Genomic DNA, 12,724 nt, shown 5'->3' on the forward strand with positions numbered 1-12,724 from the left:
CGGAGCGAAGGCCGGCAACCCCGCAAGTGGGCGAGCACCCGCCCCGAGCCGACAACCCCGCGAGCGGGCGAGCACCCGCCCCGAGCCGACAACCCCGCGAGCGGGCGAGTACCCGCCCCGAGCCGAAGGGGCGCGCCGGTGCCGAAAGGGAGGAGCGAGGAGGCCCTGAGGAACGAGGGGCATTGGAGCGACGACCGTCGGCGCCGGGTCCGAGCGCCCCGGAGGCGAGCGGGCGAGTCACAGGGCGGGCGGGTCACAACCCCGTCCGTAACTGTCTGACCAGTCCGACAACACTCCCGGTCCCGAGGACCGTCGTACCCTTGGTAGGTGACCGACGCCGTAGCAGCCATCCCAGAAGAAGCAGCCCCGGTCCCGCTCCTCGAGCCGAAGGAGGGGATCCCGCCCGTCGTGGCGGACGAGCAGGCGCTGGCCGCCACGATCGCCGCCTTCGCCGCGGGCTCCGGACCGGTCGCCGTGGACGCCGAGCGCGCCTCCGGCTACCGCTACGGGCAGCGTGCCTACCTCATCCAGCTGCGCCGCGCGGGTTCCGGCTCCGCCCTGATCGACCCGATCGCCTGCCCCGACCTGAGCGCGCTCGACGCCGCCATCGGGGACGCCGAATGGGTGGTGCACGCGGCCACCCAGGACCTGCCCTGCCTGGCCGAGGTGGGAATGAGACCCAAGCGGCTGTTCGACACCGAGCTGGCCGGGCGGATCGCCGGCTTCGCCCGGGTCGGCCTCGGACCGATGACCGAGAACGTGCTGGGCCTGAGCCTGGCCAAGGAGCACTCGGCGGTCGACTGGTCCACCCGCCCGCTGCCCGAGCCGTGGCTGCGCTACGCCGCTCTGGACGTCGAGGTGCTGGTCGAGCTGCGCGACGCACTCGAACAGGAGCTGGACGCCCAGGGCAAGCTCGACTGGGCCCTGGAGGAGTTCGCCGCGATCGCCGCCGCGCCCCGCCCGGCGCCGCGCACCGACCCGTGGCGGCGCACCTCGCAGCTGCACAAGGTCCGCCGGCGCCGCCAGCTGGCCGTGGTGCGCGAGCTGTGGCTGGCCCGGGACCGGATGGCCCAGGAGCGGGACGTCTCCCCCGGCCGGGTGCTCTCGGACGCCGCGATCGTCAACGCCGCGCTGGCCATGCCGCTGAACATCGCCGCGCTGCAGGCCGTCCAGGGCTTCGGGCCCCGGGTGCACCGGCGCCAGCTGGAGCAGTGGCTGTCGGCCGTGCAGCGCGGCCGGGAGATCCCGGAGAACCAGCTGCCGCCGGCCGCCGCGCCGCACGACGGACCGCCGCCGCCGCGGGCCTGGGCCGAGAAGGACCCGGTGGCCGCCGCCCGGCTGTCGGGGGCGCGCACCGCGGTCAGCGAGCTGGCCGAGCGGCACAACCTGCCCGCCGAGAACCTGATCACCCCGGACCTGGTCCGGCGGGTCTCCTGGGAGCCGCCGGCCGACCGGGGCCCCGAGGGCGTGGCCACCGCGCTGCGCCGGCTCGGCGCCCGGCAGTGGCAGGTGGACCTGGTGGCGCCGGCGATGGCCGCCGCGTTCGCCGCGGCGGTGGCCGCGGCCGCCGACCAGGGCTGACCCGGCAGAACCCGGAAGGGGGTGCCGTCCGTAGGGGCGGCACCCCCTTCGCCGTCCCCGGGAGCGGCCCATGGCCGGCCCGCAGAGGGACTGAGAGCGGCCCGCGGAGGGCCCGGGCACGGCGTTCCTGGTCGGACGTGTCGCGGGACACATGGTCAGAACCGACCGCGGGGCCTGGGCAGGTTGGTTACCGACCGGTAGCATGGCCGTGATGCGGCGCCGCTCGGGTCTTTTTCGCCGGCGGCAGCCTGCCCACCTCAAATGTTGGTCCCTGGGAGGAGAGCCCCCGTGCCTCGTACCGCGAGGGACGTCGTCTTCGTCGATGGCGTCCGCACCCCGTTCGGCAAGGCCGGCCCGAAGGGCATCTACCACGAGACGCGCGCCGACGACCTCGTCGTCAAGTGCATCCGGGAGCTCGTGCGCCGTAACCCGAACCTGCCCGTCGAGCGCATCGACGAGGTCGCCATCGCGGCCACCACGCAGATCGGCGACCAGGGTCTGACCATCGGGCGCACCGCCGCCCTGCTGTCCGGCCTGCCGAAGTCCGTGCCCGGCTACTCGATCGACCGCATGTGCGCCGGCGCGCTGACCGCCGTGACCGCCACCGCGGGCGGCATCGCCTTCGGCGCGTACGACGTGGTCGTGGCCGGTGGCGTCGAGCACATGGGCCGCCACCCCATGGGCGAGGGCGTGGACCCGAACCCGCGCTTCGTCTCCGAGAAGCTGGTCGACGAGTCCGCCCTGTTCATGGGCATGACCGCGGAGAACCTGCACGACCGCTTCCCGCACATCACCAAGGAGCGCTGCGACGCCTACGCCGTGCGCTCCCAGGAGAAGGCCGCCAAGGCGTACGCCAACGGCGACATCCAGCCCGACCTGGTGCCGATCTCGATCCGCAACACCAACCCCGAGGTCGGCGAGACCGGCTGGGGCCTGGCCACCGTGGACGAGCCGATGCGCCCGGGCACCACGATGGAGTCGCTGGCGAACCTCAAGACCCCGTTCCGCCCGCACGGCAACATCACCGCGGGCAACTCGGCCGGTCTGAACGACGGTGCCACCGCCTCGCTGCTGGCCGCCGAGGACGTCGCCGAGGAGCTCGGCCTCCCGGTCAAGATGCGCATGGTCTCCTACGCCTTCGCGGGCGTCGAGCCCGAGGTCATGGGCATCGGCCCGGTGCCGGCCACCGAGAAGGCGCTGGCCAAGGCCGGTCTGACCATCGACGACATCCAGGCCTTCGAGGTCAACGAGGCCTTCGCCGTCCAGGTGCTGTCCTTCCTGGACCACTACGGCATCGCGGACGACGACGAGCGGGTCAACCCGTTCGGCGGCGCGATCGCCTTCGGTCACCCGCTGGCCTCCTCGGGCGTGCGCCTGATGAACCAGCTGGCCCGCCGCTTCGAGCAGCGTCCGGACGTCCGCTACGGCCTCACCACGATGTGCATCGGCTTCGGCATGGGCGGCACCATCATCTGGGAGAACCCCCACTTCGAGGGTGGTAAGTGACCATGAGCAACACCACTGAGCTGCTCCAGCACGGCGCCGAGCTGTTCCCGGGCGAGGTCGTCACCACGGCCCACGTCCGTCACCTGGACCTGCCCCTGCAGGCCGGCAAGCTGGCTCTGATCACCCTGGACAACGGCTTCGACCACACCAAGCCGACCACCTTCGGCCCGGGCTCGCTGCTCAAGCTGTCCGTCGCGCTGGACCAGGTCGAGGCCGAGGCCGCCGAGGGCAAGATCGTCGGTGCCGCGATCACCGGCAAGCCGTTCATCTTCGCGGTCGGCGCCGACCTCAAGGGCGTCGAGCTCCTCAAGGAGCACGCGGATGCGCTGGCCATCGGCAAGGGCGGCCACGAGGTCTTCAAGCGGATCGCCGCGCTGCCCGTCCCGACCTTCGCCTTCTACAACGGTGCGGCGATGGGCGGCGGCGTCGAGGTCGGCCTGCACGCCGACTACCGCACGGTGTCAGCGGGCGTCCCGGCCTTCTCGCTGCCCGAGGTCTTCCTGGGCCTCGTCCCCGGCTGGGGCGGCTGCACGATCCTGCCGAACCTGATCGGTGCCGGCAAGGCCGTCAAGGTCATCATCGAGAACTCGATGAACCAGAACAAGCAGCTCAAGGGCAAGGACGTGTTCGAGCTGGGGATCGCCGACGCGATCTTCGAGCCGGCCGACTTCCTGGAGCAGTCGCTGCTGTGGGCCGCCAAGGTCCTCAAGGGCGACGTCGTCGTCGAGCGCGAGGCGATCGACCGCGGCAAGGGCTGGGACGACGCCGTCGCCTGGGGCCGGCTGGTCGCCGACGCCAAGGTGCACGGTGCCGCTCCGGCCGCCTACAAGGCGCTGGACATCATCGCCGCCGTCAAGGACGCCGACCTCGCCGACAAGGCCAGCCTGCAGGGCGGCTTCGACGCCGAGGACGCGGCCCTGGCCGACCTCATCATGAGCGGCGAGCTGCGCAGCGGCATCTACGCCTTCAACCTGGTGCAGCGTCGGGCCAAGCGCCCGGTCGGCGCTCCGGACAAGTCGCTGGCCCGCCCGGTCTCCAAGGTCGGCGTCGTCGGCGCCGGTCTGATGGCCTCGCAGCTGGCGCTGCTGTTCGCCCGCCGTCTGGAGGTGCCGGTGGTCCTCACCGACATCGACCAGGCGCGCGTCGACAAGGGCGTCGGCTACGTCCACGCCGAGATCGACAAGCTGCTCTCCAAGGGCCGCATCGGCAACGACAAGGCCAACCGCCTCAAGGGCCTGGTCTCCGGCTCGCTCGACAAGGCCGCCGCCTTCGGTGACGCGGACTTCGTCATCGAGGCCGTGTTCGAGGAGATGGGCGTCAAGCAGACCGTCTTCGCGGACCTGGAGAACGTGGTCTCGCCGACCTGTGTGCTGGCGACCAACACCTCCTCGCTGTCGGTCACCGAGATGGCCTCGAAGCTGAAGCACCCCGAGCGGGTCGTCGGCTTCCACTTCTTCAACCCGGTCGCGATCCTGCCGCTGCTGGAGATCGTCCGCGGCGACGCGACCGACGACGCGTCGCTGGCCACCGCCTTCGCCGTGTCGAAGAAGCTGAAGAAGACCTCGGTGCTCTGCAAGGACGCCCCGGCGTTCGTGGTGAACCGGATCCTGACCCGCTTCATGGGCGAGATCCAGGGCATCATCGACGAGGGCACCCCGATCGCCGACATCGAGAAGGCCGTCGAGCCGCTCGGCCTGCCGATGTCCCCGATCGTGCTGCTGGAGCTGGTCGGCCCGGCCATCGCGCTGCACGTCTCGGAGACCCTGCACGGCGCCTTCCCGGAGCGGTTCACCGTCTCCGAGAACCTCGCCAAGGTGGTCAAGGCCGGCAAGCGCGGCTTCTACACCTGGACGGACGGCCAGCAGGTCCTCGACCCCGAGGTGCTGGAGCTGCTGACCTTCGGCGACTCGGTCCTCACCGAGGAGCAGGTCCGCGCCCGCGCCCTGGAGGCCGTGGCGCAGGAGATCGGCCTGATGCTGGAGGAGGGTGTCGTCGCCGAGGCGCAGGACATCGACCTCTGCATGATCACCGGTGCCGGCTGGCCCTTCCACCTGGGCGGGATCACCCCGTACCTGGACCGTGAGGGCATCTCGGAGCGCGTGAACGGCAAGCCGTTCCTGGCCCCCGGCCTGGCCTCGGTGCCCGCGTAGCGCATGGCCCCGTAGACACGGAGGAGCCCCGGTGACCTGGTGGTCACCGGGGCTCCTCCGTGTCTACGGGCGTTTCCGCGGGCGGGCCCGTGTACGGGCGTTTCAGCAGGGCGGCCCGTGTACGGGCGTCTCAGTGCTTGAGGCGGTAGACGACGGTGTCCGCGAAGACGCCGACCATCTCGTAGTGGGTGTCCAGCAGGTTCTCGATCCGGGGGACCAGGACCGGCTGGTACGGGGCGATGCCGGAGTCGTCGACCACGACCTCGGGCAGGCCGTTGGCGAGTTCCTTGTCGAAGGTCTGCCAGGCGTTGGAGACGCTGAACTGCTCGCCGACGTTGCCGCTGCCGTCCTTGCCGCCGCTGTAGTTGGTGAGGAAGCCGGCGGTCAGGTAGCGGGTGGCGGGCTTGCGGTCGGCCAGCCAGTACAGCTCGGGGTGCATGCCCCAGACCAGCACGGTGTCCTTGGGCGTGGTCTGCGCGGCGACGGCGGTGGCGACCTCGGTGGTGCGGTTGAGCCGCTCCCCCGGCCAGGCCAGCGCCAGGCCCCAGAACACCGTCGCGGCGACCGTGGTGTACGCCAGGACGGGCTTCCAGCGGATCGCCGAGGTGGCGACCGCCCCGGTGCCCAGCAGCACCAGCGGCGGGATCAGCTGCAGGTAGTAGTGGCCGAAGAAGTGGAAGCCCACGCTGACCGCGACGGCCGAGGAGAGCAGCCAGACCCACAGGTCGGTGGTCGAGCCGTGCTCCTCGCCGGCCACCGGCAGCGGGCGGTGGCGGTACTTGAGCCAGAGCCGGCGCCCGACCGGGAGCAGGAAGCCCAGGCCGGCCGCGACCAGGATGGCCGAGTTGCCGAGCGCGCGGCCGACCATCTGCAGCCAGGCGCCGCCGAAGGTGGCGTAGTCGCCGCTGCCGGTGACCACCCAGAAGAGGAAGCCCTTGGGCTTGGTGAGGATCACCGCGACCAGCGCTATCGGCAGGGTGAAGCCGAACCCGATCTTGAACAGTGCGGGCGGCCAGCGCACCCCGCGCCGGCGGGCGTCCTGGAACAGCATCCAGAGCACCGGCAGCAGCACCGCGCCGCCGGTCTGCTTGGTCAGCGAGCAGAGCGCCACCGCGATGCCCGCGGCCAGCCAGCGGCGCCGCTCGGCGTACCGGAAGGCGGCCACCATGGCGGGCAGCATGAAGACCTCGAAGGTCGCCGCCTGGGTGTCCTCCGGCGAGAGCCCGATGGAGACCAGCAGGTAGAGCAGCCCGGCGCCGGCGCCGGCCCGGTTGCCCCAGCGGCCGCGGGCGATCGAGGCCAGCAGGATCGCGGTGACCAGGTGGGCCACCACCGCCAGGGTGCGCAGCGGCCAGAGCGAGGCGGAGCCGAAGACCGCGAAGCAGGCCTGGTAGAGCCAGGGCAGCAGCGGGGGCTTGCGGTCCACCACGGTGTCGTAGAGCACCCCGCCGTCCGCCAGCATCCGGGCCTGGGTGGCCAGGAAGCCCTCGTCCGGGCTCCAGACGGGCCGGGCGAAGGAGGGGATGTGGGTGAGGAGCGCGACCAGCGCGAGGACCGGCACCAGCCTGGTCCAGTACCCGGCTTGGACATGGGTACGGACACGCTCGGGCAGGCGCTCGGCCAGTCCGGCGAGGCGGGGGCGGGTGGGGGTCGGCACGGTTGACAACCTACCGGGCGGGATCGGCGCCGATGGCGCCGGTCCCGCCTTTCAGTACTATTGTCGGCTTGTTTCGTGACGAACTGTTACAGAGTTACGACGAACGGTTGTCGCCGGAACGGCCCATCACCCGTCGGAATCGGGCTGTCGCCCTTTTTGACGGCCTTCGGTCAGGCGTCGACCGGCGTCGCGTCCAGGCTCGCCACCAGGGCCGTCACCTTTCGGGCGATGTCCGGGGCGTTCAGGCCGATCTCGGCCAGGATCTCGTTCCGGCTCGCGTGGTCCAGGAACTCCTGCGGAATCCCGAAGTCGCGCACCGGCAGATCCACGTCCGCGTCCCGCAGCGCCTGCGCCACGGCCGCGCCGACGCCGCCCACCCGGCCGTTGTCCTCGATCGTCACGACCACCCGGTGCTCGGCGGCCAGGCCCGGCAGGGCCCGGTCCACCGGCTTGACCCAGCGCGGGTCCACCACGGTGGCGGTGATGCCCTGGGCGGCCAGCAGGTCGGCCACCTCCAGGCTGGTCGGGGCCATCGCACCGACCGAGACGATCAGCACGTCGGCGCGGTGGGCGCCCGAGGGCTCCCCGGCGGCGCGCAGCACGTCCATGCCGCCGACCCGGCCGACCGCGGGAACGGCCGGGCCGACCGTGCCCTTGGAGTAGCGGACCACGGTCGGGGCGTCCTTGACCTCGACGGCCTCGCGCAGCTGCGCCCGTACCTGGTCGGCGTCGCGCGGGGCGGCCAGCCGCAGGCCCGGGATGACCTGGAGGATCGACATGTCCCACATGCCGTTGTGCGAGGCGCCGTCCGTCCCGGTGACGCCGGCCCGGTCGAGCACGAAGGTGACGCCCAGCTTGTGCAGGGCGACGTCCATCAGGACCTGGTCGAAGGCCCGGTTGAGGAAGGTCGCGTAGACCGCGAACACCGGGTGCAGGCCGTTGGTGGCCAGGCCGGCGGCGCTGGTGACGGCGTGCTGCTCGGCGATGCCGACGTCGAAGATGCGGTCCGGGAAGGCCTCGGCGAACGGGGCCAGGCCGACCGGGTGCAGCATCGCGGCCGTGATGCCGACGATGTCCTCGCGCTCGTGGCCGAGCGCGACCATCTCCTCGCCGAAGACGGAGGTCCAGTCCTTGCCCGAGCTCTTGACCGGCAGGCCGGTGTCCGGGTGGATCACGCCGACGGCGTGGAAGCGGTCCTCGTCGTTGTTCTCGGCGGCGTGGTAGCCGCGCCCCTTCTCGGTGAGGCAGTGCACGATCACCGGGCCGCCGAAGCCGCGCGCCTTGGTCAGCGCGGACTCCAGGGCGGTCAGGTCGTGGCCGTCGATCGGGCCGATGTACTTGAGGCCGAGGTCCTCGAACATGCCCTGCGGGGCGATGAAGTCCTTGAGGCCCTTCTTGGCGCCGTGCAGCGTCTCGAACAGCTGCTGGCCGACGACCGGGGTGCGCTGCAGCGCGTCCTTGCCCCAGGACAGGAAGCGCTCGTAGCCCTGGGTGGTGCGCAGGGTGGCGAGGTGGTTGGCCAGGCCGCCGATGGTCGGCGAGTAGGAGCGCTCGTTGTCGTTGACGACGATGACGACCGGCAGGTCCTTGGCGTCGGCGATGTTGTTGAGCGCCTCCCAGGCCATGCCGCCGGTCAGCGCGCCGTCGCCGATCACGGCGACGACCGGGTCCGCCTTGCCCTGGATCTTGTTGGCCTTGGCCAGGCCGTCCGCGTACGAGAGCACCGTGGAGGCGTGCGAGTTCTCGATCACGTCGTGCTCGGACTCGGCGCGGGACGGGTAGCCGGACAGGCCGCCGCTCATCTTCAGCCGGGAGAAGTCCTGGCGGCCGGTGAGCAGCTTGTGGACGTAGCTCTGGTGGCCGGTGTCGAAGAGGATCCGGTCGCGGGGCGAGTCGAAGACCCGGTGCAGCGCGATGGTGAGCTCCACCACGCCGAGGTTGGGGCCGAGGTGGCCGCCCGTCTTGGAGACCTCGGTCACCAGGAAGGTCCGGATCTCCTGGGCCAGTGCGGCCAGCTGTCCGGGCGTGAGCCGGTCGAGATCGCGCGGTCCCCGAATGCGGGTCAGCAGGGCCACCCGTTCCTCCTCGTTCAGTGTTCGCGGACCGTGGACGGTCCGACGGGCGTCGCTGCCCGGTCCGGCGGCGGACCGGCGGTCGCGGCCGGTACCGACCGGTCGAGTCTAATGTCCGCCTGCCGGACGCCGAGCGGCGCGCCCGGTGCCACCGTTCGGTTACCGCCATTCCCGGAGGTCGGCCGGGGGGTGCGGGTCACGTCAGATTGACGTACGGGCGTTCGATCATCTTTATCTCGCCGTCCCGTCCCGGTGTCGTTCCCGCCTCGTCCCCGTCCCGCCGGGCGGCCGCGGCTAGGCGCGGCCCAGGGCCCCGGACTCGCCCATCTCGCTCATCACCAGGGCCAGCGCGCCGAGCACCTCGGCCCGGCCGCCGAGGGTGCCCGGCACGATCGAGAGCTGGCGGGCGGCGCTGGGGATGGCGTAGCGGGCCACCGAGTCCCGGATCGGGGCGAGCACCAGCTCACCGGCCTCGGCGAGGTCCCCGCCGAGGATCACCCGGCGCGGGTTGAGCAGGTTGCACAGGGTGGCCACGCCGGTGCCGATCTGCCGGCCGGCGTCGGCGATCACCCGGCGGCAGCCGAGGTCGCCCTGGTGGGCCAGCTCGACCACCCGGGGCAGGGTGAGGTCCGGGCCGAGCGTGGAGGTGAGCAGGGAGAGCAGGTAGCGGGAGCCGACGAAGGTCTCCAGGCAGCCGCGGTTGCCGCAGCGGCAGACCGGCCCGGCCTCGTCCAGCGTGATGTGCCCTATCTCACCCGCCGTGCCGCCCGGACCGCGGTAGATCTGGCCGTTGACCACCAGGCCGGCACCGACACCGCTGGCGATCTTGATGTAGGCGAGGTCGCTCAGCCCGCGGCCCGCGCCCCAGACCAGCTCGCCGAGCGCGCCGAGGTTGGCGTCGTTGTCCACGTGCACCGGCATGCCGAGCCGCTCCCCCAGCTCCCGGCCCGGGGCGATGCCCGTCCAGCCGGGCAGGATCGCGGTGGAGCCCAGCGCGCCCGTCTCCACGTCGATCGGACCGGGCACGCCCAGGCCCACGCCGATCACCTTGTCCGACCGGAACCCGGCCTGCGCCAGCAGCCGCTCGACCATCGCCTCGGCGCGGTCGAAGCCCTGCTGGGCGGAGACGTCCACGTCGATCGGGGCGCTCTCCTCGGCCAGCACCCGGTGCGCCAGGTTGCCGACCGCGACCCGCAGGTGGGTGTGGCCGAAGTCGATGCCCACCACGATGCCGGCGTCGCCGCTGAGCGAGACGCTGCGGGCGCGGCGGCCGCCGGAGGAGGTGTCGGCGACCACGACGGTGCCGCTCTCCTTCAGCTCCCGCACGATGTTGGAGACGGTGGCGGCGGAGAGACCGGTGCCGCGGGCGATCTCGGCCTGGGTCAGCGAGCCGGCCATCCGCACCGCGCGCAGGACCCGCTCCAGGTTCGCCCGGTGCAGGGACGACTGCGAGCCCGGTGTGTCGGTCGACATGATCCACCCTCCCAGGGGCGGGGAACCCTACGCCGGGCGTCCCCTTCAACTCCTGAAGGGTACGGCCCGGGGGCGGGGCGGGGTGTGCCGACGGGGGCGGTCGGGTGGCGGAGGGCGCCGGGCGGGCGCCGGGCGGCTCCGGAGCGGGCCGGGTGACGGCGAGCGGCGGCGACGGGAGCGTACGGGCCCGGAGGGCCGGGGCGTGGTCACGCCCGGGTGTCGGGGGTGGGTGCGGGGTGATCGCCGGGTGAAGGTGTTGCACGGCCGGGACCTGCGGGGACGGGGTTCGGCCGTCCTGGCGGCGGCCGAAAACCACACACCACTAGCATGGTGCCCACTTCTCACCCGTCCCATCCGGACCGTGGACGGTACCGGCAGGGGGACACTTCCAGACATGACGGGGAATCAGATGGCAGGGGATCACCCTACGCCGGGGACAGGCGAAACGCCCGGCAGCGGTCCGCAGGACAACCGGGGCGTATCGTTCGGACGCCCGCCGGGCGGCGGTGTCGATCCCGCCGCCGTCGCGGACCAGATGACGCAGCTCGACGGCTCGGCCATCCCGGGCCCGGCGGCGCCCGCCGGACCGCCGCCCGCCCAGCCGCCGGCACCGCCCGCCCAGCCGCCCGTCGGCGGCGCCGAGTACGCGGCGTACGCGCCCACCGCGGCCGGCGGCTTCCCCGCGCAGGCCCCGCCGCCCGGTGCGCCGGTCGGCCCGTACGACCCGGTGGCCGGCGGCTACGGCCCGGACGCCGGACAGGGCTACAACACCACCGGCGGCTACGCCTACCCCCCGCAGCAGCAGCCCGGGTACGGCTACCCCGGCGCCCCGACCGCGCCCAAGCGCAACCCGGTGATGCTGTGGGGCGGAATCATCGGCGGTGTGCTGGCGATCGCGATCGTGGTCGCCCTGGTCGTCCTGCTCAAGGACCCCGACCCGGACCCGACGCCGGGCCCCGGCCCGGTCGCCAGCAGCGGCGGCACCAGCGACGGTCCGAGCAACGACGCCACCCCCGGCCCCGGCCCCAAGGGCGGCGCCACCTTCAACGTCGCGTGGAGCGCCCCCAAGGGCGCCAACACGGACGGCTCGAACCAGATGCTCGGCGTCTGGGGCACCGACAAGCTCGCCATCCGCGTCGACAGCAACGGCATCAAGGCCTACAACCTGACCGACGGCAAGGAGGCCTGGACGATCCCCGTCCCGGCCGGCGTCAAGGAGCTGTGCACCGCCTCGTACGGCGCCAACTCCAAGGGCGTCGCCGCGCTCTCCTTCAACACCGGTGACAGCGACTGCTCCACCGTCGGCGCCGTCGACCTCAACCAGGGCAAGCTGCTCTGGAGCGTCAAGGTCTCGGCCGACCGGATGTCCTCGCCGACCCTGAGCGTCACCGACAACGTCGTCGCCATCGGCGGCAACATGGTCGGCGCCCTGAACATCGCCAACGGCCAGCCGGCCTGGCAGTTCCAGCCCCGCGACAAGGACTGCAGCGTGCGCGGCCGCGCCGCCGGCACCCAGATCGCCGTCAGCGACCGCTGCTACGGCGGCAGCGGCCCCAAGTCGCAGCTGGTCATCGTCAACGCCGAGACGGGCAAGGCGGCCAGCACGCCGATCACCCTGACCGGCACCATCGAGCAGGTCGACCAGGTCGTCTCGGACAAGCCGCTCGTCCTGCTGATGTCCAGCGGCCCGCAGGGCGACTACGTCCTGCCGTTCGACAAGGACAACAAGCCGGGCAACCAGATGTCCGTCAAGGAGGCCGGTTCGGACAGCCTCCGCCTGTCCGGCCAGGACGAGGCCCTCACCCGCAACGTGGTCAGCGGCTCCACCCTGTACGTCCAGGTCAGCGGCACCAAGCCGGGCATCAACGCCTACGACCTGAACACCGGCAAGCGCCTGTGGGCGGCCGCCGCGGCCGGCTCCAGCAACGACATGCGGCTGGTCTCCGGCGTCGACAAGGACGGCAAGGTCCGCGCCGTCGTCGAGCAGGGCTACGACAAGCCGGCCCGCCTGGTGACGCTCTCGCCGACCGACGGTTCGATGACCGACATCGGCACCATCGCGATGCCGAACGGCCTGGACATCGGCACCAGCACCTCCGAGTACCTCGTCTCGGACGACGGCAGCGCCGTCTACGCCTTCCGTCGCTACAGCTCCACCGACGGTCCACTGACCAAGTGGAAGAAGTGACGTCCGGGTCGTGCCCCCCGCTCGGGGCATGACCCCTCGTCGTGGCCGGTAGCGGCCGTGTCGAACCACAGGCGGGGCGGGTACGGGCATCTGCCCG

7 protein-coding genes are annotated in these 12,724 nt (G+C 72.3%); 4 read left to right on the plus strand and 3 right to left on the minus strand.

Annotation, left to right across the window (positions count from 1 at the left end; translation table 11 throughout):
• The first annotated feature begins 327 nt into the window (after positions 1 to 327).
• From IE332_RS15615 to IE332_RS15625, 3 genes are all read left to right on the plus strand, one after another.
• Complete coding sequence (locus IE332_RS15615; RefSeq protein WP_189916449.1) at positions 328 to 1,581, plus strand: HRDC domain-containing protein; 1,254 nt, start codon at positions 328 to 330, stop codon at positions 1,579 to 1,581.
• Positions 1,582 to 1,869: 288 nt separating this feature from the next.
• Positions 1,870 to 3,087: a thiolase family protein gene (locus IE332_RS15620; RefSeq protein WP_189916450.1), complete on the plus strand. Its 1,218-nt coding sequence runs from the start codon at positions 1,870 to 1,872 to the stop codon at positions 3,085 to 3,087.
• A 2-nt stretch (positions 3,088 to 3,089) separates the two neighbouring features.
• Entirely contained in the window at positions 3,090 to 5,237 is a 2,148-nt protein-coding gene (locus tag IE332_RS15625) for a 3-hydroxyacyl-CoA dehydrogenase NAD-binding domain-containing protein (protein ID WP_189916451.1), read from the plus strand.
• 130 nt (positions 5,238 to 5,367) lie between these two features.
• On the opposite strand, the gene IE332_RS15630 is transcribed toward IE332_RS15625, so the two are convergent.
• The 3 genes from IE332_RS15630 to IE332_RS15640 form a co-directional block, all read right to left on the minus strand.
• Entirely contained in the window at positions 5,368 to 6,894 is a 1,527-nt protein-coding gene (locus tag IE332_RS15630; RefSeq protein WP_229928620.1) for an ArnT family glycosyltransferase, read from the minus strand.
• Between the two features lie 170 nt (positions 6,895 to 7,064).
• Positions 7,065 to 8,969, minus strand: a complete 1,905-nt coding sequence (gene dxs / locus IE332_RS15635; RefSeq protein ID WP_189916452.1) for a 1-deoxy-D-xylulose-5-phosphate synthase — start codon at positions 8,967 to 8,969, stop codon at positions 7,065 to 7,067.
• 291 nt (positions 8,970 to 9,260) lie between these two features.
• Entirely contained in the window at positions 9,261 to 10,439 is a 1,179-nt protein-coding gene (locus tag IE332_RS15640) for an ROK family transcriptional regulator (RefSeq protein ID WP_189916453.1), read from the minus strand.
• A 535-nt stretch (positions 10,440 to 10,974) separates the two neighbouring features.
• Between IE332_RS15640 and IE332_RS15645 the strand changes: the two genes are divergently transcribed.
• Positions 10,975 to 12,627 carry an outer membrane protein assembly factor BamB family protein gene (locus IE332_RS15645; RefSeq protein ID WP_189916454.1) on the plus strand — a complete coding sequence of 551 codons (1,653 nt, stop codon included), beginning with the start codon at positions 10,975 to 10,977 and terminating at the stop codon, positions 12,625 to 12,627.
• Positions 12,628 to 12,724 lie beyond the last annotated feature (97 nt).

This window comes from Kitasatospora xanthocidica, from assembly GCF_014656195.1.
In the GTDB taxonomy this organism is placed as follows: Bacteria; Actinomycetota; Actinomycetes; order Streptomycetales; family Streptomycetaceae; genus Kitasatospora; species Kitasatospora xanthocidica.